At 51.8% G+C, this 22,661-nt stretch carries 20 protein-coding genes; 11 read left to right on the forward strand and 9 right to left on the reverse strand.

The genetic code is table 11. The annotated features are described in order from the left end of the window. Nucleotides 1–19 precede the first annotated feature (19 nt). Nucleotides 20–1,204 (forward strand): imelysin family protein, encoded by a 1,185-nt coding sequence (locus ACYX4J_RS00965; RefSeq protein ID WP_413663580.1) that lies wholly within the window; start codon nt 20–22, stop codon nt 1,202–1,204. 68 nt (nt 1,205–1,272) lie between these two features. Here ACYX4J_RS00965 and mepK read toward each other — a convergent pair whose 3' ends face one another. The 5 genes from mepK to ACYX4J_RS00990 form a co-directional block, all read right to left on the reverse strand. Beyond that, a complete protein-coding gene (gene mepK, locus ACYX4J_RS00970; protein WP_282930973.1) occupies nt 1,273–1,806 on the reverse strand; it encodes a peptidoglycan L,D-endopeptidase MepK in 534 nt (177 codons plus the stop codon). A gap of 861 nt (nt 1,807–2,667) precedes the next feature. Beyond that, nucleotides 2,668–3,846: a L,D-transpeptidase family protein gene (locus tag ACYX4J_RS00975; RefSeq protein WP_444907054.1), complete on the reverse strand. Its 1,179-nt coding sequence runs from the start codon at nt 3,844–3,846 to the stop codon at nt 2,668–2,670. A gap of 56 nt (nt 3,847–3,902) precedes the next feature. Then, entirely contained in the window at nt 3,903–5,126 is a 1,224-nt protein-coding gene (locus ACYX4J_RS00980; RefSeq protein ID WP_444907055.1) for a L,D-transpeptidase family protein, read from the reverse strand. A gap of 187 nt (nt 5,127–5,313) precedes the next feature. Then, the gene (locus ACYX4J_RS00985; RefSeq protein WP_444907056.1) at nt 5,314–7,266 is read right to left on the reverse strand and encodes a L,D-transpeptidase family protein; all 1,953 of its coding nucleotides are present in this window, start codon (nt 7,264–7,266) and stop codon (nt 5,314–5,316) included. A 414-nt stretch (nt 7,267–7,680) separates the two neighbouring features. Continuing rightward, nucleotides 7,681–8,502 carry an NRDE family protein gene (locus tag ACYX4J_RS00990; protein WP_476177671.1) on the reverse strand — a complete coding sequence of 274 codons (822 nt, stop codon included), beginning with the start codon at nt 8,500–8,502 and terminating at the stop codon, nt 7,681–7,683. A gap of 88 nt (nt 8,503–8,590) precedes the next feature. Between ACYX4J_RS00990 and lgt the strand changes: the two genes are divergently transcribed. The 10 genes from lgt (at nt 8,591) to ACYX4J_RS01040 (ending at nt 17,150) form a co-directional block, all read left to right on the forward strand. After that, nucleotides 8,591–9,442, forward strand: a complete 852-nt coding sequence (lgt, locus tag ACYX4J_RS00995) for a prolipoprotein diacylglyceryl transferase (protein ID WP_413665894.1) — start codon at nt 8,591–8,593, stop codon at nt 9,440–9,442. 6 nt (nt 9,443–9,448) lie between these two features. Beyond that, complete coding sequence (locus ACYX4J_RS01000; protein WP_445362661.1) at nt 9,449–10,282, forward strand: thymidylate synthase; 834 nt, start codon at nt 9,449–9,451, stop codon at nt 10,280–10,282. Between the two features lie 9 nt (nt 10,283–10,291). Beyond that, entirely contained in the window at nt 10,292–10,801 is a 510-nt protein-coding gene (locus tag ACYX4J_RS01005) for a dihydrofolate reductase (RefSeq protein WP_445362660.1), read from the forward strand. Nucleotides 10,802–11,088: 287 nt separating this feature from the next. Beyond that, entirely contained in the window at nt 11,089–11,871 is a 783-nt protein-coding gene (locus ACYX4J_RS01010; RefSeq protein WP_413663573.1) for a DUF3450 domain-containing protein, read from the forward strand. Further along, a complete protein-coding gene (locus tag ACYX4J_RS01015) occupies nt 11,868–13,238 on the forward strand; it encodes a MotA/TolQ/ExbB proton channel family protein (protein WP_476177672.1) in 1,371 nt (456 codons plus the stop codon). Before ACYX4J_RS01010 ends, ACYX4J_RS01015 begins: the two co-directional genes overlap by 4 nt. 14 nt (nt 13,239–13,252) lie before the next feature. Further along, a complete protein-coding gene (locus tag ACYX4J_RS01020; protein WP_282930984.1) occupies nt 13,253–13,780 on the forward strand; it encodes a MotA/TolQ/ExbB proton channel family protein in 528 nt (175 codons plus the stop codon). Nucleotides 13,781–13,892: 112 nt separating this feature from the next. Continuing rightward, on the forward strand, nt 13,893–14,294 hold the full coding sequence (locus ACYX4J_RS01025; RefSeq protein ID WP_444934360.1) for an ExbD/TolR family protein: 402 nt from the start codon (nt 13,893–13,895) through the stop codon (nt 14,292–14,294). A 5-nt stretch (nt 14,295–14,299) separates the two neighbouring features. Continuing rightward, the gene (locus tag ACYX4J_RS01030; protein WP_476177673.1) at nt 14,300–14,917 is read left to right on the forward strand and encodes an energy transducer TonB; all 618 of its coding nucleotides are present in this window, start codon (nt 14,300–14,302) and stop codon (nt 14,915–14,917) included. A 12-nt stretch (nt 14,918–14,929) separates the two neighbouring features. Beyond that, nucleotides 14,930–16,282: a tetratricopeptide repeat protein gene (locus ACYX4J_RS01035; protein ID WP_476177674.1), complete on the forward strand. Its 1,353-nt coding sequence runs from the start codon at nt 14,930–14,932 to the stop codon at nt 16,280–16,282. 223 nt (nt 16,283–16,505) lie between these two features. After that, entirely contained in the window at nt 16,506–17,150 is a 645-nt protein-coding gene (locus tag ACYX4J_RS01040) for an energy transducer TonB (protein WP_476177675.1), read from the forward strand. A gap of 42 nt (nt 17,151–17,192) precedes the next feature. On the opposite strand, the gene ilvD is transcribed toward ACYX4J_RS01040, so the two are convergent. From ilvD to ACYX4J_RS01060, 4 genes are all read right to left on the reverse strand, one after another. Then, a complete protein-coding gene (gene ilvD, locus ACYX4J_RS01045) occupies nt 17,193–19,025 on the reverse strand; it encodes a dihydroxy-acid dehydratase (RefSeq protein WP_476177676.1) in 1,833 nt (610 codons plus the stop codon). 127 nt (nt 19,026–19,152) lie between these two features. Next, nucleotides 19,153–20,475 carry an amino-acid N-acetyltransferase gene (gene argA / locus ACYX4J_RS01050; RefSeq protein WP_444907065.1) on the reverse strand — a complete coding sequence of 441 codons (1,323 nt, stop codon included), beginning with the start codon at nt 20,473–20,475 and terminating at the stop codon, nt 19,153–19,155. 59 nt (nt 20,476–20,534) lie between these two features. Further along, nucleotides 20,535–21,698 (reverse strand): acetylornithine deacetylase, encoded by a 1,164-nt coding sequence (argE, locus tag ACYX4J_RS01055; protein WP_444907066.1) that lies wholly within the window; start codon nt 21,696–21,698, stop codon nt 20,535–20,537. Beyond that, nucleotides 21,676–22,599 carry a carboxylate/amino acid/amine transporter gene (locus ACYX4J_RS01060; protein ID WP_444907067.1) on the reverse strand — a complete coding sequence of 308 codons (924 nt, stop codon included), beginning with the start codon at nt 22,597–22,599 and terminating at the stop codon, nt 21,676–21,678. Before ACYX4J_RS01060 ends, argE begins: the two co-directional genes overlap by 23 nt. Nucleotides 22,600–22,661: the final 62 nt, after the last annotated feature.

The following is a 22,661-nucleotide window of genomic DNA, read 5'->3' on the forward strand; positions in this document are numbered from 1 at the left end:
GCACAAGATGGGGAATTGAGTGAACGGATCTATTATCCAGTACCGGGCCCTGGCTGTTTTAATCGGGGCCCTGGCCGGACTTTCTGCCTGTGAGCAAAAAGCGGTAGAAAAACCGCAGCAGGTATCGCAACAAAGTATTGCGCCGCAACCTGTGAATGAAAAGGCTGCGACCGAGTTATCCCTGGCAATTTGGCAGGCGGGTGAGGCCCAGGTTATCCACGCCCATGCCGCTGTTGAAACGTTGCAGCGTGAAGTGGATGGTCTCCTGGCTCAGCCGAATGAAAACAAGTTGGAAAATGCCAGGCTCGCCTGGCTGGATGCCCACAGGGAATTTGCTGCTGCACTGCCTTATATCCAGTTGGCTTTTTCTTCGGGAGAGTTGCGCAGCCAGGGTAGAAAATTACTGTTATCAGTAGATAGTTGGCCGGCTCAGGCGGGCTACCTGGATACAGTGCCGGGTTATTCTGAGAGCGGTATCGTTAACGATACGGCCATTGATCTGACCTTAACGAATCTCCGCAAGCAGCACCGCCTGACGGCCCATGAAGAGGCCAGCACCGGTTTTCACGCCCTGGAAATTATGCTCTGGGGGCCCACCAGCGAGCGGGTTGCGGAGCAGTTTTTGGCTAAGTCCGATGGGGAAAAACCCGAGGCCCTGGCCGTCAATCGGCGCCGTGAACTAACCCGCTTGATCGTTAAAGGTGTGGAAGAGGATATGGCAGGCTTGGCCCGCCGTTGGCCGACGGCAGCCAACAGCCTGTCGCGACCCTATTTATCCCTTGGACCGGTTGCCCGATTGCAGCAAATCCGTGCATCGCACACCCGGGTGATTGATGAGCAGCTGTTGCGCAGGTTGCCGGAGAGTTCCGAGAGCGATGTGGAAAGTAGCCGTGCTGCCGATTCAAAGCAGGCGATATTGGCAATTATGGCAACTCTCCAGTCAAACTGGATTCCCACTGGTGGGGGCGGCTTAGCGGAGCTGTTGCTGGATCGACATCAGGTGACGGCTTTAGAGCAGGCTTTTGTGGATTTCGAGAGCTTGTTGTTGCAAATGGAAGACCCGATTGAACTGGCGGAGCTGACCCAATTGGCCCAGGCACGCAAACTTCTGGAACGTATCGCCGGGTTGATGGCAGGTACTACCCAAGTGCCAGTATCCGATCAGGATGTGATGCCGGTTAGCTTACCGGTTGATGGTGAATAAATCTTGCTCTCACAGGCATAACAAAAAACCCGGCGACTGCCGGGTTTTTTGTATCTGTTGGGTGGGGATTACCAGCGACGTACAGGGCCAGTATCCACGTGTACGAAGTTACTCTTCGGGTAGTATCCGACACCGCCCGCTTTCAGGTTGAGTGCTGCCTGGCGCAACTTCGACAGGGACACTCCCGGCATACGGATATCCAAGGCCATACCACGTGTGTGGTAACTGCGTTTCGCTACGCCTCGGCCAGCTGCACGCAGCTTGGCATTGGTTTTAGGTGAACGGTATCCAGAGATAATCTCAATGGTGCCGTTGTAATTGAACTTCTCCTTCAGCTTGTAGACGATATCTAGAAGCTTGGGGTCCATTCGGGTCACTTCGTTGGCGCGGTGGTCACGAAGCAATTTGTTGAACTGCTTCAGGCCTCCGCTGCTGTAATCTCCGTTGGTCCAGTAGGCGGCCTCCAGCTTCTCCCCGGTGTGCAGGTTGCGCATTTTCAGGGTGCGGGAGCTACCTACTTTTGCGAAAGTCGGTCCGGCGCTGACGGCCGCCGCAGTTGCGCAGGTCACTGCCAGGAATCGACGTCTGGATGGATTCTTCATAATTCCGCCTCGTCGTTAAATCTCTCGTCGGTTTGCCTTAGTTGGCGCAACCGGGTACGGCGGAAAATGTACAAAAAATAACCAGTTGTTACAAACCTGAAGCTGCTAATTCGGAAATAATTAGATGGCCCCGGTGGTATATTTTTTCTTTTCTGCTACCTGAAACCGGAATTTTTATTGCTGATCAGTCGACGGTGTTGGATAGGGAGGAGACAGCGTTGTCATTGCACGCTAATCACTAAAAAATTATTTTTCTGCGACTTATAAGTTTTATCGGGCTGTTTCGTCAGTGTACTTGGGAGCTATCCGATCACCTCTTCGGTCATGAGCTTGATAGCCTTCTTTATTAGTGGATGGTTTACCCATCTATATACAGAAGACAACCTAGATATAGAGAAGATAAGAATTTGTATGTACATGTATATACATGTGGCTTAGGTGCTGCTAGCGTAGTATTTCTCCGGACATTCAGCTGTTTAGGTTATCTGGCAGACCCTGGACCGCCCTATATTTGGGGGCGTATTGATCTCGATTTCCTGGAGCCCTCCAGTAGAAGCGGGCGATAAAAAGAAACCTGGAAAAATTAGATCCGGCCAGTATTGCTACCACGGTTGTGAATATGGCAAAGCTCTAATTTTGTGATGATAAGGATGTAGTTTCCAAACCAAAGCCAGGGTTTAAATAGAAGTGTGAGTAGTGCTTTGAAAATTAAATCAAACTTGCTTAGGTGGTTATTTTGACCGGTGTCTTTCAAGTTCTATTGTTTGGAGAACTTTAGCGTTATAGAGCGCTGCCAGCGAAAATGAGAACAGGCAAAGTCCTTTATCGATACTTAGTATTTTTCACTTGCCGATAAGCTCCCTAATTTGGATAAGGCAGCTCTTTGTCACGATGATAAATATCAGGGCGGAATTGGGGGCGCCCATCCCTATCTATCCATGCTGTCATATAAACAATGTAAATACGGGGTGACCCCTTAACCTTTACATTCAGAGCATCATGCCCATTCGCTGCCTGTGCTACCCGAGTTCTATCCCAACCCTGGTCACGGAGAAGAAAGTACGCTAATTCTTCTGGTGCTTGTAGCCTTATGCATCCGTGACTTAATGCCCGCTGGCGAAGTTTAAACAGGCTTTGAGCTTGGGTGTCATGGAGAAAAATAGCCTGCTTATTGGGGATAACAAATTTCACTTTTCCCAGAGTATTCTCAGGGCCACTTAATTGCCTCAAAGTAGCGTGCCCACCGGCTGCCTTGGCAATAGTCTCCTCTGTAATAGGGGACGATTTACCGCTGCGATATTGCACTACTCGATAACCTCGCTTGTGCATGGCTGTTGGGTTGTGTCGTGCCTTGGGCAAAAGCTCGGTGACAAGAATACTTCGGGGGACAGTCCAGGTTGGGCTGAAAACAATATTGGTTATTCGCGTGCGCATATCCGGTGTGCGCGTGCTGCTTTTTCCTACGACGGTTTTCATATCGAGAGCAACTGAACCATCTTCGATAAGCTGTAAGCGATAATCGGGCACATTAACGATTACGTAGCGATCATCCTCCGGGAGCTTTAGTTTCTCCCATCGGGATGCATTCAATTCCATTTGCTGAGCGCGCTCCATTGGAGATACGGCCAAGGCTGCAAGTGTGTCTTCATCGGCGATGCCGGTAACGTTCAATCCGTGACGCTCTTGAAAGCGCTCCACTGCAGCTTGGAGCGCACTGTCAAATCTTCGGGGGTCTTTTTGCGGAGCGGAAAGCGGCCCGGGCTGACCGTGATAATCCTTATACATTGCCAGTAAATTACGTAGTTGTAGGACACGAGGGCCTTTGTCTCCGGGCTGTAAAGTTTTTCCCTGGGTAATCGGTCGCCAGTTTTTCGCTAACACTCGGTAGGCCTGAGCGGTATCGCGCAATTGCTGGGTCGAACTGATTGGCTCAATAATGACATCGGTCTGCCCAGTGAATGAAGCATTCAAAGGGCTGGCCGAGGCAATTACGAGGCTTATCAGTGCGGCGATGCCGAGCTGGAATGGGCCATTTGCCATACTGATAACTCAGTAGTCCCTATAGGTCTTTATCCGCTTCACTCCGCTATCTCCTATTACTGATCCCGGTTATAGATATCCGGCCGAAACTGAAGCTGCCCATTTTCATCGATCCAGGCAGTCCAGTAAGCGATATAAACCGGTAGGGGATTTTTAAGGGCAACGCCATGGGTGCGACCACTTCCCAGCGCGCGATTGATACGGGCATCACTCCACTTGTTTTGCTGGGCTAACATCATGCGAGCAAACTGCAATGGTTTTTCAAGGCGAATACAACCGTGGCTAAAGGCTCTTTGGGATTTTTTGAATAAATGCTTGCTATTTGTGTCGTGGAGAAAAATGGCCTGCCGATTGGGGATAACAAATTTCACTCTTCCCAAAGCATTTCCCGGCCCGCCTTTTTGTTGCAGTGAAACTTGTCCTCTACGCACTGCAGCCACATTTCCACGAGTAAAAGGCACCGATCTGCCCCGATGATTCATTAGGCGATAACCCTTAGCTCTCAGTGCGGAGCTGCCCTTGGGTAAAAGTTCACGCAGCGCAATACTGGGCGGGACACGCCATACAGGATTAAATTCCAGTCGCGTCATACGGGTAGCGATTTGCGGTGTTTTGTGTTTTGGTTTTCCCACAACCACACGCATACGGAACTGCTCTTTATCGCCTTCAATTAGGCGCAAATTAAATTCCGGGACATTCACGATGATATAGCGAGGCCCTAAATCCTTGGGAAGTTGTTTCCAGCGTTCAATATTCGCTGCCAGAATTTTGGCAACTTTATCTGGCGGGGTATTGAGTCGACTCCGGGTTCCCTCATCAACCAGTGCCGTTTGCTTTAATCCGTGACGTTTCTGAAACCGTTTAACGGCCTGCTGCAGTTTTTTGTCGTAGACATCTGCTTTAGAAGTATCTGCTCCGTACTCTTCGGGGTGGTGATCACCATAGAGCATTAACAGGCTTCTCAATTGCGCAACCCGGGGACTGCGACTGCCCGGTGCGATAGGTTGTCCAGCACTGAGCGGTTTCCAGTAATTACCTTGTGCCAGGGTTTGGTAGCGTGCTAACGCTTCGCTGAGTAGGGAAAATTGCCTGCCCTGAGGTAAAAAAGGATCGCGACTGCCGATCAAGTCAGGTTCGACGGTATCTTGAGCTTCGGCGAGTATTTGTGGTGAGTGAATGCCTAGCGATATTGCTATGGCAATCGCAGCGGCACTCGCCCTGAGGGAGGTTAGTTGGTTGCGTGGCAAAAAAGCGCAAAGTGAATTGTTGGCAGCACCCATAAGTCACCCCTGCAAGCACTGAGAAATCAGTGAGATTTATCACTGTGCTCACATTGATAACTTGTGACTGATAGTCTTTAAATAATTTTCAGGAATGGCGCTGCTTAAGAAAGGCTAATTAATGGAATAACACGCTCAATAATTCCTTGGTTATAACCGGGGCGACGTATAGCCGCCCCGGTTTCTTTTAAAATTGATTATCGGTCAGTCCATCTTTGCCATAAATATCCGGGCGGAAGTTCAGGTTGCCCTGACCATCGACCCAGGCAGTCCAGTAGGTGATATAAACCTTCACCAATTGGGACATATCCACTTCCGTGGTTTCCTCTCCTGTGGTCAATTGATCGATACGCCACTGATCCCAATCCCCTTGGGGACGAAGCAGCGCTTCGGCCAAGTGGCGGGGTTTTTCCAGGCGGATGCAGCCATGGCTATAGCCCCGTGAGGTCAGGGAAAAAAGTTTGCGCGCGCGCGTATCGTGCAGGTACACGTCGTGAATATTGGGGATTTCAAATTTGACACGTCCCAATATGTTTTCCTCACCGCCCATTTGGCGCATAAGGTAGGAACCCGAACCTGCAGCAGATAGGTTTTGCGGAGTCAGGGGCAGTTTTTCACCCCTACCGCTAATCACCCGGTATCCCATTTTTTCCATACCCGCAGGGTTTTTACGAGCTTTGGGGAGTATCTCATTTACCAGGATACTGCGCGGTACTGTCCAAGTGGGGTTAAAGACTACCTTGCTGACGCGGGTGGTTATTTCAGGCGTTGCGTGTTTTTTCTTACCGACGACCACATTCATCGCCAGTTTGACCTGATCGTTTTCCACGTATTTGAGACGATACGCGGGAATATTGACCTGGATAAAACGGCTGCCCAATTGTTCCGGCAACTCTTCGCGGCGCTTGATATTCATTTCCACAATGCGGGCGCGTGCAGCTGGGGATAAGTTCAGGCGCTTGCGAGTTGAGCGACCGACAATACCATCTGCTCTCAGGCCGTGACGTTTCTGGAAGCGCACCACCGCTTGGTGAAGGCCCCGATCGAAGCGATTGCGATCAGTGCCGCCGTAGCTGTAGTAAGACTGGTAATCACCGTATAGGGAGAGCAGGTTGCGCAGGAGGCCCACATGTGGGTGGCGTGCACCCATGGTCATGGCAGGGCCCGCCGGGATCGGACGCCAGCGACCGCTGGAGGAAATCTTGCGCAGCCGTTGCAGCTCACCGCGCAGCGCTCTTACATCGTTGCCATAGGGCCGGTTTTCCTCGTAGTAAGGCCCCTCACTGTTTTCAGATCTCACCGGTGGGGCGGCAGTATTTGACCGCCCCTGGTTGTAATAAACGCGACTGCCGGAACCCGAGCCACTATTGTTGTCCCGGTAGGAACGGTATCGACTGCGCTCATAGGTGCGAGTGCTACCGGAATAATTGCGTCCTGAGTAATTGCCGGAAGTATCCGCATTGTATTCCCGCGAGTAATAGCGGCTGCGTACATTGCTGCCGAGATTGGCTGCGCGATCATATCCGCGGAAGTACTTGCGCCCGCTGGGTTCACTGGAAGCCTGCTGTTGAGCGGTGCTGGTCGCAACCAGGCGGAAACCTTCGCTATCCCGCAGAACCGGTGTGACACCCCGGCGCGGGCGGGTTTTGGGCTTGAGCCTGTCCAGCTGGGTATCTTGCGCGTAGGAAACAAAGGCATCGGTCAGTAAGATATCCAATACGGCTGCCATCTGCAGACGTTGAGGCGTATCGCGGAGGGTGCGATCGAAGTACCCCAGGTGGTAGCGGTAGTCGACCATGCTGCTCGGATTGCCGGAGCTGGCAGCTGTGAGTTGTTTCAGCAGGTCATTGGCACTATCACTTAGGCTGTAGTTATCGAACCAAAGCAAGCGGTAATCCGTGCGCTGGTAGATCTTGCGCACAGCGGCGGGGTTAAAAATGGGGTCCTGGGCTGGCCAGGCATCGGGGTTTTCCTCCAGCCAGTGCACTAAATGAGGGCGAACAGCGTTCTCCGGTAAAACGGGTACGGTCTTCTGGTTTGCTGCGAAAGCATAATAAAGAATGAAGACACAGAGACTACCCAGTGTCAGCAGTGGAAGTACAGATTTGCGTCTACGATGCTCGGGGTTGAAATACGACATGGTACCTCAGCGATTCTGCGGGGGCCCGGTGCGATATTTTGGAAAATGCCGGGCGCCAGATCGTTCATACCTTCCCAACCTGTGGCGAGCCCATCCAGATACTCAGGGATATTATCGGTGACTCGCACGTGTCATGCGTCCCGCGCGACTTCCTTTTATTAAGACTGCTGTCGGTGTCCTGCTTGCGCGAAACTCAACCAACTTCAGTCTGTGAAAGTAAGTATGGCAATAAATGCAAAATTTGCTTGGCGCTTCATTCTTTTTAGAGTAAGGATTTGCGAATGATGAGTTTTGCGTCAAATATTTCGCTCGTGGGTGAAAAAGGGGCGTGTTTACTGGGGCTTATTTGAATATGGTGCAGAGGCTTGCACAAAAAGTTATGCACAATTTCTCTGCCATTAGCATTGAGCCTGCTTAATTGGGCGACTGGGTAGTGAAGTAGCGCAGGGGTCCATTTTCATTGCCCTGTATAAAAGTCTGCTCCCAAAGTTGGCCACACCCCCTCTGGTCGATGGTGATCACGGTACTCGCGCGGGTACCGTAGCCTCCATTGCGAAGCATTGGTTCTGTCGCCGAGCTATCGGCATCAATTTGAATGAATATCGGAGAGAGTGCCCGCTCAATCTCCAGTGGTAGCCCGGTATGAGGGAGTTGTTGGTCCGGCGCTTGGGTGCGATCTTTGAGCAGTGCCAGGGCTGGCTCCACAAAGTTCTCGATTGTTACCAGCTGATCGGCCGCAGGTATTATTTTTGCCAGCCCCGCTTTGCCCCTCTCCACCTTTGGCCAGGGTTCGTCTGGTGCTCCGTTGGAGATACCGTGAATGCCCGGTTCAAAAGTAAATGGCTTGTGCCGGTTCCCGGCACAGAAGAGAGTGTTTTGATTCTGAATATCAAACAGCAGGGCGTTAAAGCCTCGATATTGCTGGGATTCCAGGTAGTGGATGAAATGCTCAGGGCTAATTTGTTGGCTGAGGAATTTCTGCGGTATTTCTCCGCGGGAAAGCGCTCCTACAGGTTCCGGTGTCCCGGGCTCCCGGATATTGGTTACAGCCGCGACCCGGCCGGGGGATACGCCGGCCCAGGTTCCCTGAGCTTCAAGGTCTCTACCCGCAATTAGCCCGGTCCCGGGCCAGTGCTCCGCTGCTGCGGTTGGCCTTTGATAAAACTCATCCCGATTGGCGATCAACAGCAGAGGGTATTTCGGGTGGCATTGATAGGCGAATAGCAGTAGACACATGGGGATCTTCCCTAGGGGCAAGCTGCCCTTCCACAGCGGGGGGCTTTACGACCATAATACGCCCTTTATTAGCAATCGCGATTCCCCCATGCTGACCTATCCCGAAATTGACCCGGTAGCCTTTGCAATAGGCCCCTTAAAAGTGCACTGGTATGGGCTGATGTACTTGGCTGGCTTTGTCGCGGCCTGGTGGTTGGCATTGCGCCGAAGTGCCAAACCCTGGTCACCGGTCATTAAATCCGAAGTTGAGGACTTGATTCTCTACTGTGCCATTGGTGTCGTTATCGGTGGCCGCTTGGGGTACATGTTCTTTTATAATTTCCCCCAGTTGCTCGAAGATCCGATATCACTGATCCGGCTGTGGGAAGGGGGGATGAGCTTCCACGGCGGGCTGATAGGGGTAATGTTGGCCACGGCACTCTATGCGCGCAAAATTGGTACAACCTTCCCAGCTCTAATTGATTTCGTTGCTCCTCTGGTGCCCATTGGTCTTGGGCTTGGGCGGATCGGTAATTTTATTGGCCAGGAGCTTTGGGGGCGTGAAACTGAAGGCCCTTGGGGCATGGTCTTTCCAAAGGACCCGGACCTTCTAGTCCGGCACCCATCCCAGCTGTATCAAGCCTTCCTTGAGGGGCTGGTTCTCTTTGCGCTGCTCTGGTGGTTCTCCAGTAAGCCGCGCCCTCGACTCGCGGTGGGCGGTATGTTCGTGACGCTCTACGGTGTATTCCGCTTCCTGGTGGAGTTTGTCAGGGAGCCCGATGGGCATATTGGTTTTGATTTATTTGGATGGATGACTCGTGGGCAGCTTTTGAGCCTGCCAATGATTATTGCCGGCATCGCATTGCTGGTGTGGAGTTATAAAACTCAGCCGCTTCCCGAGGGGAGAACTGAGCAGAAAGGTAAGAAAGCAGGGTCTTCCCGAGTTAAAGGCGGAGCATAGCAGTAGATGAAGCAGTATCTCGATCTAATGCGCCATGTGCGCGATAACGGCACCGTTAAAGGTGACCGCACCGGCACTGGTACTCTCAGTGTGTTTGGCTATCAAATGCGCTTTAATTTGGCGGAAGGTTTTCCGCTGATCACCACTAAAAAGTGCCATTTGCGCTCGATTATTCACGAACTTCTGTGGTTTTTGCAGGGGGATACCAATATCCGTTATCTGCAGGACAATAAAGTGCGGATTTGGGATGAGTGGGCGACAGAAGACGGTGATCTGGGCCCTGTATATGGCCATCAATGGCGCTCCTGGCCCACTTCTGATGGTCGCCAGATCGACCAAATTGAGCAGTTGGTACACCAGTTGAAAACTCGCCCGGACTCCCGGCGCCTGATGGTTAGTGCCTGGAACCCTGCGGATCTGCCAGATGAAGGTGTTTCACCTGCTGATAATGCTCGTGAAGGGCGCATGGCCCTGGCTCCCTGCCATGCCCTGTTCCAGTTCTATGTCGCTGATGGCAAGTTGTCCTGCCAGCTTTACCAGCGAAGCGCAGATATTTTCCTGGGAGTGCCTTTCAATATCGCCTCATACAGCCTGCTGACCCTTATGCTGGCACAGGTATGCGGTTTGAAGCCCGGCGATTTTATCCACACCTTTGGTGATGCTCACCTCTACTCCAACCATATGGAGCAGGTCGAACTGCAATTGCAGCGCGACCCTCTGCCTCTGCCGCAAATGCACTTGAATCCAGATGTGAAAGATCTGTTTTCTTTCCGTTTCGAGGACTTTGAACTCAAAGGTTACGAAGCCTTTCCACATATTCCAGCACCTGTAGCGGTTTAAGGGGCAGTAATGACGGTTTCTATTGCTTTGATTGCGGCGGTTGCCCGCAATGGTGCTATCGGTAAGGACAATGAGCTCCCCTGGCGCATCTCTGGCGATCTGCAGTTTTTTAAGCGGACCACTATGGGAAAGCCTGTAGTAATGGGACGAAAGACCTTTGAGTCTATTGGTCGCCCACTTCCGGGGCGCGTAAATATTGTCATTACGCGTAATACCGATTGGGTTGCGGATGGCGTTGAGGTGGTCCAGTCTCTGGATAAAGCCCTGAGTCTGGCTCAAGAAAGCGCTAAAGACAGTGGGGCAAGCGAGGTGATGGTCATTGGTGGAGCACAAATTTACCGCCAGGCACTGCCACTGGCTGCCCGCTTATATGTCACCGAAGTTGACGCAAATATCGACGGGGATGCATACTTTCCCGACATGGATGACTCGTGGGTCGAATCGGCACGAGAGTGTTACCCGGCCTCAGACAGGAATGAGTACAACTACTCATTAGTCCAATATGACAGATTTAAATAAAAACAATTTGATCAAAAGTTGATCGATCTGTTAAATTCTCCAACAGCTCGCACAGGGAACGTCGCCGCGAATGTGTGCATGTGACCCGGGAATGTTACCTAAGTGTTACCTTGCTACCCAAGCGGGCCGATGCTGGCAATCGGCATTTGAATAATCAAATCGGCTGTTTACAATGTGCGGCTCTTAGCTGTCTTCTAACCAATGTTTTTAAAACAAAAGGACACCGCGTTGTGGCAGCTATCTCATCGCGACCATGTTGTGAAATATTGAACCCACTGGGGGGTCTAATGAAAACCAAGCGATTCATGGCTGTGGCGCTGACCACTGCGCTGTCTGCTGGCGCGCTCTACGGCAGCGTAGCCACTGCGGATACTCTTGATAACGTACTCGCCGTCGGCCAGCAGAAAACCACTGCGGCCCAGGCATCGCAAAAGCGCATCGACAAGATTGCCGACGAAACCAGCAGCCTGCTGCAGGACTTCAAGGTGGTTAATAAAGAAATCGATGGTCTGCGCGTATACAACCGTCAGCTGGAAAAGCAGCTGGCCAACCAGCTCGAAGTTATCAATGAGCTGGACGAGTCCATTGCCAACGTTACTGTCATTGAACGTCAGATTCAGCCGCTGATCCTGCGTATGCTGGAAGGTCTGGAGCAGTTCATTGAGCTGGACGCACCGTTCAAGCTCGAAGAGCGTATGGCGAACCTCAACGGTGTTAAGAGCACCATGGACCGTTCCGATGTAAGTGTTGCGGAAAAATTCCGCCAGGTACTGGAGCTGTACAACTTCGAAGCGGAATACGCCCGTAAGATCGACTCTTACCGCGATACTCTGACCGTTGCTGGTCAGGAGCGCGAGGTGAGCGTTCTGCAAATCGGCCGTATCGCCCTGCTGGCTCAGACTACTGATGCAGAAATTGCCCTCGCATATGACAAAGCGCAAAAAGCGTGGGTTGAGATCGACGCTGGTGAATACCGCCGCGCTCTCATGAACGGTCTGAAAATTGCCAAGAAGCAGGCCACTATCGACATCATGACCATGCCGATTCCGGCTCCGGAGGCAGCGCAATGAAAACCTCTTTCGCCAAACGCGTTTTAGTAGCGGCAGCAGCTGGTCTGATCAGCTTCTCCGCAGTTGCTCAAGAGAAGGCTGCTTCCCTGGACGACCTGCTGAAAATGGTTCAGCAGTCCAAAGTTGCCGAGTCCAAAGAACACAAGCAGCGTGAAGCTGAGTTCCGCCGTCAAAAGGCAAACCAGAATGCCCTGCTGAACCAAGCGAAGAATACTCGCACCGCTGAAGAGAAGCGTTCTGCTGACCTGGAAAAGAAATACCAGGAGCAGGAAGTCGCTGTTGATCAGAAGCGTCAGCAACTGGACCAGCGCCTGGGTTCCTTGAAGGAACTGTTCGGCCATATGTCCTCTACTGCTGCCGACCTGCGTGCCAATATCGGTTCCTCTCTGGTTTCCGCTCAATACCCTAACCGTACTGAGTTCATTGATGGCCTTCTGGGCAAAATGAACAGCGCTACTCAGCTGCCGACTATCGAAGAGATCGAGCGTCTGTGGTTTGAAATTCAGCGCGAAACGGTTGAATCCGGCAAGATCGTTAAGTTTAACGCGACCGTGATCAAGCCCAACGGTGAGCAGGCTGACCAGGAAGTGGTTCGTGTAGGTAACTTCAATCTGGTTTCCAATGGTAAATACCTGGAAATGAACAATGCCTACAAAATGGCTGAGCTGATTCGTCAGCCGGACGCCAAGTTCCAAGGCATGGCTGAAGCTCTGCAGGCTTCTACCAGTGGTTTCAGTGCCTTCGGTGTAGACCCGACTGGTCCTACCGGCGGCTCCTACCTGAAAGCCATGATCAATAGCCCGGATATCGTAGAGCGTTGGCACCAAGGTGGCATCGTGGGCTACATCATCTCCGCTGTTGGTGCCTTCGCGATGCTGCTGGCTATCTTCCGCCTGATCATTCTGACTGGCGTTGGCGCCAAAGTGAATGCACAGCTGCGCTCCTCTACTCCGAACACTAATAACCCACTGGGTCGTGTACTGGCTGTTGCAGAAGAGAACAAAGGTGTAGACGGTGAAACTCTCGAACTGAAGATGGAAGAAGCAGTACTGAAAGAGCGTCCGGCAATCGAATCCGGCCTCAACCTGCTGAAGATCATCGCGATGGTTGCTCCGCTGCTGGGTCTGCTGGGTACCGTTACCGGCATGATCATCACCTTCCAGGCGATCACTATCTTTGGTGCGGGCGATCCCAAGGCAATGGCCGGCGGTATTTCCTCAGCCCTGATTACCACTGTTCTCGGTCTGGTTGTGGCTATCCCAACCGTTCTGATGCACACCGTAGTTAATGGTCGTGCCAAGCGTGTCCTGCACATTCTGGAAGAGCAGAGTGCTGGTATCGTGGCAGAAAACGCCGAGCGCAAATAAGAGGAGGCGGCAACATGCACGCATTAAATGACGCATGGGCCGCCGTCAACGCCTTTATGGCGTCGGGCGGGCCAGTACTGTTCCTGATCGCCGGCCTGACCTTCTTTATGTGGACGCTGATTTTTGAACGTGTTTTCTACTTTAACAAAGGGTTGAAAAGTGACGTTCAAGGTGCGGTAGACCAATGGGAGGGGCGCGGTGAGCGCAAATCCTGGGCTTCGCACCAGATCCGTTATGCGATGATTTCCCGGGTATCCGAGAAAATTCAGGACAATATGGACATGATCCAAGCCTGTGTCGCCCTGGCTCCTCTGTTTGGGCTGTTGGGTACGGTTTGGGGCATGATCAACGTGTTTGATGTTCTCGCGATTACAGGTGGTGGTGACGCCAAGCAGATGGCCAGTGGTGTATCCATGGCAACTATCCCGACAATGGCGGGTATGGTTGCGGCGCTGTCAGGCGTATTTGCCAACACTTACCTTGCCCGTAAAGCTGAGCGTGAAACCCAGCTGCTGGAAGATCATCTGACGATGGATCACTAAGCATACACCAGTTAATAAGCCTGCTTATTTACTGTGAAGGTTTAGCCAAGCCAGATACTTTCGCCGGGGGCTCCCTGAGCCCCCGCTGGAAAAGTTCGCTAAGAGAGTTGCTATGAGCAAAAGACAAAATACGGCAGAAGAGGAAGCCGGCGCAATTGACCTCACGCCTATGTTGGACGTGGTGTTTATCATGCTGATCTTCTTTATCGTCACCGCGACCTTTATCAAGGAACCGGGTGCTGATATTGAGAAGCCGGAATCGACGACCGCTGAACTCAAGGCCGCCTCTATCCTGGTAGCGATCAACGACAGTGACGAGGTTTGGATTGCTAAAGAGAAGGTTGATGAGCGCCAGGTACGAATTGTCCTGGAGCGTCTCTACTCGGAAAACCCGAAAGGGTGGTTGGTAATTCAGCCCGATAAGGGAGCAAGCATTGAGAAGATTGCCCTGATTGCAGAAGCAGCCAGGAAGATTGGTATCAAGAAAGTTTCCGTCGCTACAGAGAAGAGTTAACAGCTATGAATCCGGTAAGACTTCTTGGGGCAGGTACATTGGCATTGGCCACTACCTTTGGCCTCATCTTCACCATGCATCAGCTGATTGCGGCAAACATGGGTGCTCCAGAGGATACTCCGGAGTACAAAGTTGCCGATGTGGTGATGCCTGATACGAAGATTGAAACACAGTACGACACCGCCAAGCCGGTAAAACCAGATGAGCCTGAGACTCCGCCACCGGAGATGCCGGAGCCCGATTTTGAGGAGCCGGATCTTGATGGCAGTATCAATATCGCTGCGCCCTCTGCGGGAGGCAACGTTAAGCTATCTGGTTTCAGCTTTGGTGAAGGTGACTACCTACCGATCGTAAAAGTACAGCCGCAGTATCCCCGTCGCGCGCTACAGCGCGGCATGGAAGGTTATGTAATCGTTGAATACACAGTAACGACAAACGGTTCAGTACGTGATCCGATCGTAATTGAGGCCTTCACTCTGGAAGGTAAGCCCACAACGGTTTTCAATCGGTCTGCCCTGAAGTCCGCATTGAAGTACAAGTACAAGCCGCGGGTAGTCGATGGCAAGCCGACCGAAGTTCCTAATGTTAGGACCAAGATCAGCTTTAACATGGCTAAGGACTAAAGGGGAAGCACTATGAAGTTGACGACCATCACTAAAGGTTTGTCCAAGTTCGCTCTGCGCACGTCCGTGGCGCTACCCTTGGTTCTTGCACCGACGGTCAGCGTCACAGTGTTAGAAGCTGTTGGTGTGTCAGCGCCATTCGCTTCAGCACAGGCGCAGGAACAAAAAAAGCCTAGCAAGCAAAAAACCCGTAAAGTTCCGGCTATGCGTGAAGCTGCGTACAAGAAGCTGGAAAAAGCTCAAGAGGCTGCTGATGCAGAGGATTGGGCGGGTGCTCTTGCAGCGCTGAAAGAGATGGACGCAAGTAAGAAGCGGTACAACGGCTACGAAGTTGCCCAAATGTACAACTTCTTCGGTGTTGTTTATTACAGCACTGAAAACTATAAAGAGGCGATCCCTTACTTTAAAAAGGTACTGGCCCAGGGTGAGAAAAACCTGCCGGTAGCTTTGGAAGTGGGCACCCTGTTTACACTTGCCCAGCTGTACTTCGTAACTGAGGATTACAAGCAGGCGATTAACTACTTGAACCAGTGGTTTAAAGTTTCTGATCGTATCACTGCTGACTCCTATGCACTGCGCGCTCAGGCTTACAACCAGATTGGCAACCAGGATAAGGCTCTCGCGGATATCAATATAGCGGTATCCATGTTTGAAAAAGAGGGCAAGATACCGAAGGAAGGTTGGTTCGGCTTACAGCAATATGTGTACTTCGAACGCGGAGACTACCCGAAAGTAGCTGCTGTTCTAGAAAAACTGGTGCAGTACTATCCGAAGCCAGCGTATTACAAAACCCTTGGGGCGGTATACGGTGAGCTGAAGCGCGATAAGGATCAGCTGCACATGATGGAAGCAGCTTACCTTGCCGGAGCTTTGGAGAAGGATAAAGACCTGTTAAATATGGGGTATCTCTTTATGGGGCATGAAATGCCTTATAAAGGAGCTAAGGTGATTGCCAAGGGTATTCAAGATAAGAAGATCCCGCGCACAGCTAAAAACCTGGAAACCCTTGCTCAGGCTTACCAGATGTCACAAGAGCTGCAGAAAGCTATTCCCCAGTTGGAAGCGGCAGCACAGCTTTCTGATAAAGGTGAGATCTATTCACGCCTGGCCGGTATTTACCTGGACCTGGATCAGAACGAGAAAGCCCTTTCTATGGGTAAAAAAGCTCTGGCCAAAGGTAGTATTAAGCGTGTTGATCAGTTGCATATCGTAATGGGTATGGCGAATGCCAACCTTAAGCGTTATGACGCAGCTTTAAAGAGCCTCAAACTTGCACGTAAAGATGAGCGCTCAGAGAAGTTCGCTGAACAGTGGATTTCCTTTGTCGAAGGTGAAAAGGAGCGTGAAGAGCAACTGGCAATTTAATACCGGTTGACTTCTTAGCCCCTTGAAAGCCACGCAGAAATGCGTGGCTTTTTTTATACCTGTTTGTTTGTGAATGCCGATACAAAATTTTGATATAACCTGTATTAACAGACTATTTGCATTTTTTTGTAAATTGACTAATGATTAAGTCAGCTGATCAGTTTTTCCATTTTCGGCACAAGAATGCCGCTTATTGCACCCTAAAAATAATAGGAGAGGTGTTATGGATAGAGCTTGTCAGTCAATTTCCAACCCTGTGTTTTTCCCCCAGCATTTACTTGCAGGCTACGTGAAGGGCCTGGGATATGCTGCCGTGACAACAGTGGGACTGCTCTTTTTAATGAGCCAGCTGGTGGCAACTGATATTGAAGAGCCAACAGTTGAGTTGTTGCCACAGATTAAATCAGTACATATGCCGAAAAAGGTGATTGTTACCGAAAATTATGAGGCACCTACACCACCACAAACAGTCATTGAGCAGCCGAATATGCGAGTTGAGCAGACTGAAGTCTTGCCAGTTAAGTTGAATATTCAAATAGGCTCTCCAACACCAGTCTCTGAAACTGGGATGAAGGTATCGCAAGATCCTTTGCCTGTGTACAAAGCTGCACCGCGATATCCTAGTGCCGCCTTGCGCAGGGGAATTGAAGGATATGTTGTTGTAGAGTTTACAGTGACAAAAACAGGGGCAGTGCGAGATGCTCGTGTTGTCGGTGGTTATGACTCTAATGGGAACCCAACGCGTGTGTTCGATCGTTCTGCGATAGCCGCGGCAGAACGGTTTAAGTATCGACCCCAAGTGGAGAATGGCCAGCCAGTGGAACGCTACGGGGTACGCAATCGAATCAGCTACAAAATAGCGGAATAAAAAAACGGCCCCAAGGGGCCGTTTTTTTTAGAACAGTTTTAATCAGTCAATTTCCCTTACCGCCCCGCGGTCTGCACTGGTGGCAAGCATGGCATAGGCTTTCAGTGCCTTGCTGACTTTACGATGGCGCTTTTCAATGGGCTTCCAGCCATTGGGATTTTCTTCCATTTCTTTGCGCCGCTTATCGAGTTCACTTTCCTCAATAGCGATCTCAATTTTCCTCTCTGGAATATCAATACGTATAAGGTCTCCATTACGAACCAGAGCGATGTTACCTCCAGACGCCGCCTCCGGTGAAACATGTCCGATAGAGAGGCCTGAAGTGCCGCCTGAGAAGCGGCCATCGGTAATCAATGCGCAGTGCTCACCGAGTCCCTTGGACTTTAAATAGCTGGTGGGGTAAAGCATCTCTTGCATCCCAGGTCCTCCTTTAGGACCCTCATAGCGGACGATAACAGCCTCTCCTTTACTGACCTTCCCTTCGAGGATATTGGAAACCGCCTCTTCCTGGCTTTCTACTACGTGGGCGGGGCCTTCGAACTTCCACAGCGACTCATCGACGCCGGAAGTCTTCACTACACAGCCATTGGGGGCCAGGTTACCAAAGAGAACGGCGAGCCCTCCCTCAGAGGAGTAGGCGTGCTCCGCAGAACGGATACAGCCGCGCTGGCGATCGGCATCTAAAGTGGACCAGCGGCAATCCTGGCTGAAAGCTGTTTGCGTGGGAACACCTGCGGGTCCCGCGCGATAGAATTCCAGTACAGATTGGTCGTCCGTGCGGCAAATATCCCAGCGCGCCAGGGCATCGGCGAGTGAACCACCGTAGGCGGTTGGCAGCGAGGAGTCGATAAGACCTGCGGCCTCCAACTCCCCGAGGATGGCCATTACACCACCGGCGCGGTGTACATCTTCTATATGGTATTTCTCGGTATTGGGGGCAACCTTGCACAGCTGTGGAACCTCACGGGAGAGGCTGTCGATATCTTCCAGGGTAAAGTCAATCTCACCCTCTTGAGCGGTTGCCAGCAGGTGCAGGATGGTATTTGTGGAGCCTCCCATGGCGATATCGAGAGCCATGGCATTGCGGAAGGCTGTGCGGTTGGCGATGTTGCGCGGCAGGGCAGTTTCGTCATCCTGCTCATAGTAGCGTTTGGTTAGGGTTACGATCTCGCGGCCAGCGCGGAGGAATAGCTCCTTGCGGTCGGCGTGAGTCGCTAGCATGGTGCCGTTACCAGGGAGTGAAAGCCCCAGGGCCTCGGTCAGGCAGTTCATGGAGTTCGCTGTAAACATTCCTGAGCAGGAGCCGCAGGTCGGGCAGGCAGAGCGCTCATACTCAGCAACTTCCTCGTCGGAGGCCGTATCTGTAGCGGCGATCACCATAGCATCTACTAAGTCGAGCTTGTGGTCAGCCAGCTTGGTTTTGCCGGCCTCCATGGGGCCACCGGAGACAAAGATAACTGGAATGTTCAGGCGCATGGCTGCCATCATCATTCCTGGTGTGATCTTGTCACAGTTGGAGATACAAACCAGGGCGTCGGCACAGTGGGCATTGACCATATACTCCACTGAGTCAGCGATAATTTCGCGGCTGGGCAGGCTATAGAGCATGCCGTCGTGACCCATTGCGATACCGTCATCCACAGCGATCGTATTGAACTCCTTGGCCACGCCGCCGGCGCGTTCAATCTCCCTTGCGACAAGCTGACCCATATCTTTTAGGTGTACGTGTCCGGGGACAAACTGGGTAAAAGAGTTTGCGATGGCAATGATTGGCTTATGGAAGTCCTCGTCCGTCATACCGGTGGCACGCCACAAGGCGCGGGCTCCGGCCATATTGCGACCGGCGGTAGAGGTGCGGGAGCGGTATTGGGGCATAGTCACAGATTCCAGCTGGCAACAATGAATGCGCCAGCTTAGCAAAAAATGGACTTTCCTGGGATGTTTTTGCGCCCAAACTACCCATTAAAGGAGTATTAAGGATAGATATTTCAAATTTCTATGACTAAGTGGACTGACTTTTCCCCAGGCGTTTACGCAGGATTCTCGAATTGCGCTGAATGTTGTACAGGGACTTTCGCGCGGTAGGCAGCTCACTGATACCGACTTGTTCAAAGCCCTGCTCGATAAACCAGTGCTCTGTCTGGGTGGTGAGGACGTAGAGCTCATCAACCTGGACTGTTTGCGCCTGTCTCTCAAGGTGGCGCATCAGCTTGGCACCACGCCCGCCACCGCGAAATTCCGGGTGGCTTGCAAGGCAGGCAACTTCGGCTGCTGTGGTAGTGCCCTTATCATCCTTAATGGGATACAGAGCTGCACAGGCAACTGGAGTACCATCCACTTCCACAAGCGTGAAGTGTTCGATTTCTGCCTCGAGCTTCTCGCGGGAGCGCCGTACCAAAACGCCATCTTTCTCTAACGGGCGGATCAGTCCAAGAATGCCGCCCACATCGGTAATTCGCGCTCTGCGCACAACTTCGTAGCTGTCCCGGTAAATCATGGTACCGGCCCCTTCACGGCGGAACAGCTCCTGAATTAAGGCGCCGTTTTTACAAAAGCTAAGTAGGTGTGTACGGGCGATCCCTGCATTACAGGCCCGAATGGCACAGCGTAGGGTTGCGCTTTGCACCTTGGGTGAAACCTGCTCTGCCTGCAAAATACTTAACTCGTGTACCGGATTTCCGTCCACTTGAAGTTGCTCAGGTTCGCGGAATAGCACTAGTTTCTCAGCGCGCAATACTCTGGAAGCCTCAGCGGCAAGATCCAGGTAATTGATATTGAAAAGCTCCCCGGTCAGGGATGTGCCCAGGGGAGAAAGGAGTACCAAGGAACCCTGATCCAGGTTTTGCTCCAGAGTGCCGGTGTCCATGCGCCGAACCGTGCCGGTCCAGCCCAGGTCTACGCCATCGAGCACGCCACTGGGGCGGGCGGTAACAAAATTGCCTGAGACCACCTTGAGGGCCGAACGCGCCATCGGTGAGTCTGGTAGTCCCTGGGAAAAAGCAGCTTCAATATCGAAGCGCAGTTTGCCCACGACGGACTTAACAATTTCCAATGTCTCTCGATTGGTAATACGCTGGCTCTCGTGAAATCGATTTTCAATGCCGCGCTCATCCAGGGCTCGATTAATTTGTTCCCGCGCGCCGTGCACAACAACCAAGCGAACCCCCAGGCTGGCAAGCAGCGCCATATCGTGCACCAGATTGCGGAAATTGGCGTGCTCTAAAGCGTCGCCGGGGATACCAACTACTAAAGTGCGACCGCGCAGGTCGTTGATGTAAGGTGCCGCGTGGCGAAACCAGTTCAGGGAGGCGTTATCGTCGCTCACTAATTCTTACCGTGTGCAAGTCTTGTGGTGTTAAAGCCCCGGAGGCTGTCGCAGGCAGATTAAAGGCAAAAGCGGCCAATCAAGTCGCGCAGAATATTGACCATAGGGTTGATACGATCCAGGGCGAGAAATTCATCCGGCTGATGAGCTTGGTCAATATCGCCGGGGCCGAGCACGATAGTGTCAATATTCAAACTCTTCAAGTAGGGCGCTTCAGTACCAAAGGCAACACTTTCAGCGGGATGGCCACAAAGTTGTTCTGCAACTTTTACTAACTCTGAATGGGCATCCTGTTCAAAGGGCGCAGTGCCGGGGAACAAAGAGGCCACTTCCACCTGAATTTTATTGTCTTGTGGAATGGTTAGGATACGTTTGTTTAGTTCTTCCCGTAGGTCCGTAAGCTGCATTCCTGGTAACGGACGAATATCAAACTGGAGTTCTGTATGGCCGCAGATCCGATTGGGGTTGTCACCCCCATGGATACAGCCTAAGTTCATCGTGGGTACTGGAACGGCGAATCCGGGGTTGTTGTATTTTTGCTGCCACTCTTTTCGCAGTGTTAATAGTTCACCAATAACTTTATGCATGGCCTCGAGAGCGTTGGCCCCCAAACTGGGATCTGATGAGTGGCCGGATTGCCCAGTAATACGCACTGCTTCCATCATAACCCCCTTGTGCATACGTATCGGGCGAAGCCCGGTGGGCTCACCAATTACCGCGTAGCGCGCTTGGGGTTTGCCAGCCTGCACCAGGGCGCGGGCACCACTCATACTTGTTTCTTCATCGGCTGTTGCCAAAACAATCAATGGTTTTTGTAAAGGCTTGTCGAGAAAAGTCTGCGCAGCCTCGATAACCATAGGGAAAAAACCCTTCATATCACTGGTGCCGAGACCGTATAAGCGGTTGTCGCGCTCTAAAACCTTAAAGGGGTCCGATTGCCAGCGCCCCGCATCAAAGGGGACTGTATCAGTGTGTCCGGATAGAACGAGCCCGCCTTTATCACCACTTTTACCTCCGAGAGTAGCAATCATATTGGCTTTGTTGGGAGAGCCCTTTAAAGGCATTATCTCTACATTGAAACCAAGTCCTTCCAACCATCCACCCAGTAGCTCAACCACCGGGCGGTTACCCATATCCAGGGAAGGATCGGTTGCACTGATACTGGGGCAGGCTATCAGTTGATGTAATTGGGTCTTCAGGTCAGGTACTGCGATACTCGCCATGGTGACTTTCCCTACTCTTGTTGCGCCATTCATTCAAGATAACAGCGGCTCCGATCAGTCCTCCCCCAAGGGCGAGACGGGTTAGATCGGCATCCCGATTCCAGATTAACAGATTTACCAATAAGCCAGCGGGAATCAGTGCATTATTCATTGCGGCCAGGGTACCAGTAGAGACCTGCGTAGCACCCTTGTTCCACAAAAAGTACCCCAGACCTGATGCCACCAACCCCAACCAGAGTAGAACACCCCATTGCTGTGAGCCCTGTGGGTACTGCGGTTTCCCAAGCAGGAGCCAGGCAATAACAGTGATCAAGCTGGCGCCTACAAAAAACCAAGCGAAGGTTTGTCTCGGGAGGGGGCCTTGCTCTCTGGACATCAGGCGCTTGTATGCCACCTGCCCCACGGCAAAACATAGGTTGGCACCCTGGACAACTGCAAACCCAATCCAAAAGTCGTTACTGGGAGAGCCCCAGCGAATAGTGGCGGCTCCCAATACGGCTATGGCTGCGATAGTGAGGTTCCAGACAGAAAAGTGCCTGTTAAGGAAGTCCTCAAGGGCGGTGATATACAGGGGAGTGAAAATAGTAAATAACAATACTTCGGGGATACTGAGCAGTAAAAATGACTGGTAGTAAAACAAGTACATCAGCCCCAATTGTACCGCACCGATCACAATTAAACGTATTGCGGTACGGGGAGGGCAACCCTTCCATTTCAGCATGGGTAGAAATACCGCTGTGGCAAGGAGCACCCGTGTCATTGCGGAAAAATAGCTATCCACCTGTCCGGCCAGGTAGGCGCCTATCAAACTGAAGGAAAAGGCCCACAGAAGAGTGACAAACAACAGTAATGGCATCTGGATAAATTCGCAGGCAGCAGTAAATTGGTGGGGCAGGCCCAAGTTATGACTCCGAATACTACTGTTGCTTGTAATAAATAGATATGGATTTGGAGTTCCAAATC

This window comes from Microbulbifer sp. ABM4_008 (genome assembly GCF_056311705.1).

Excerpts from the sequence above, each read along its gene's own strand:
- mepK (WP_282930973.1), bottom strand. The coding sequence starts at position 1,806 with ATGAAGAATCCATCCAGACGTCGATTCCTGGCAGTGACCTGCGCAACT.
- ACYX4J_RS00975 (WP_444907054.1), bottom strand. The coding sequence starts at position 3,846 with ATGGCAAATGGCCCATTCCAGCTCGGCATCGCCGCACTGATAAGCCTC.
- ACYX4J_RS00980 (WP_444907055.1), bottom strand. The coding sequence starts at position 5,126 with ATGGGTGCTGCCAACAATTCACTTTGCGCTTTTTTGCCACGCAACCAA.
- ACYX4J_RS00985 (WP_444907056.1), bottom strand. The coding sequence starts at position 7,266 with ATGTCGTATTTCAACCCCGAGCATCGTAGACGCAAATCTGTACTTCCA.
- ACYX4J_RS00990 (WP_476177671.1), bottom strand. The coding sequence starts at position 8,502 with ATGTGTCTACTGCTATTCGCCTATCAATGCCACCCGAAATACCCTCTG.
- lgt (WP_413665894.1), top strand. The coding sequence starts at position 8,591 with ATGCTGACCTATCCCGAAATTGACCCGGTAGCCTTTGCAATAGGCCCC.
- ACYX4J_RS01000 (WP_445362661.1), top strand. The coding sequence starts at position 9,449 with ATGAAGCAGTATCTCGATCTAATGCGCCATGTGCGCGATAACGGCACC.
- ACYX4J_RS01005 (WP_445362660.1), top strand. The coding sequence starts at position 10,292 with ATGACGGTTTCTATTGCTTTGATTGCGGCGGTTGCCCGCAATGGTGCT.
- ACYX4J_RS01010 (WP_413663573.1), top strand. The coding sequence starts at position 11,089 with ATGAAAACCAAGCGATTCATGGCTGTGGCGCTGACCACTGCGCTGTCT.
- ACYX4J_RS01015 (WP_476177672.1), top strand. The coding sequence starts at position 11,868 with ATGAAAACCTCTTTCGCCAAACGCGTTTTAGTAGCGGCAGCAGCTGGT.
- ACYX4J_RS01020 (WP_282930984.1), top strand. The coding sequence starts at position 13,253 with ATGCACGCATTAAATGACGCATGGGCCGCCGTCAACGCCTTTATGGCG.
- ACYX4J_RS01025 (WP_444934360.1), top strand. The coding sequence starts at position 13,893 with ATGAGCAAAAGACAAAATACGGCAGAAGAGGAAGCCGGCGCAATTGAC.
- ACYX4J_RS01030 (WP_476177673.1), top strand. The coding sequence starts at position 14,300 with ATGAATCCGGTAAGACTTCTTGGGGCAGGTACATTGGCATTGGCCACT.
- ACYX4J_RS01035 (WP_476177674.1), top strand. The coding sequence starts at position 14,930 with ATGAAGTTGACGACCATCACTAAAGGTTTGTCCAAGTTCGCTCTGCGC.
- ACYX4J_RS01040 (WP_476177675.1), top strand. The coding sequence starts at position 16,506 with ATGGATAGAGCTTGTCAGTCAATTTCCAACCCTGTGTTTTTCCCCCAG.
- ilvD (WP_476177676.1), bottom strand. The coding sequence starts at position 19,025 with ATGCCCCAATACCGCTCCCGCACCTCTACCGCCGGTCGCAATATGGCC.
- argE (WP_444907066.1), bottom strand. The coding sequence starts at position 21,698 with ATGGCGAGTATCGCAGTACCTGACCTGAAGACCCAATTACATCAACTG.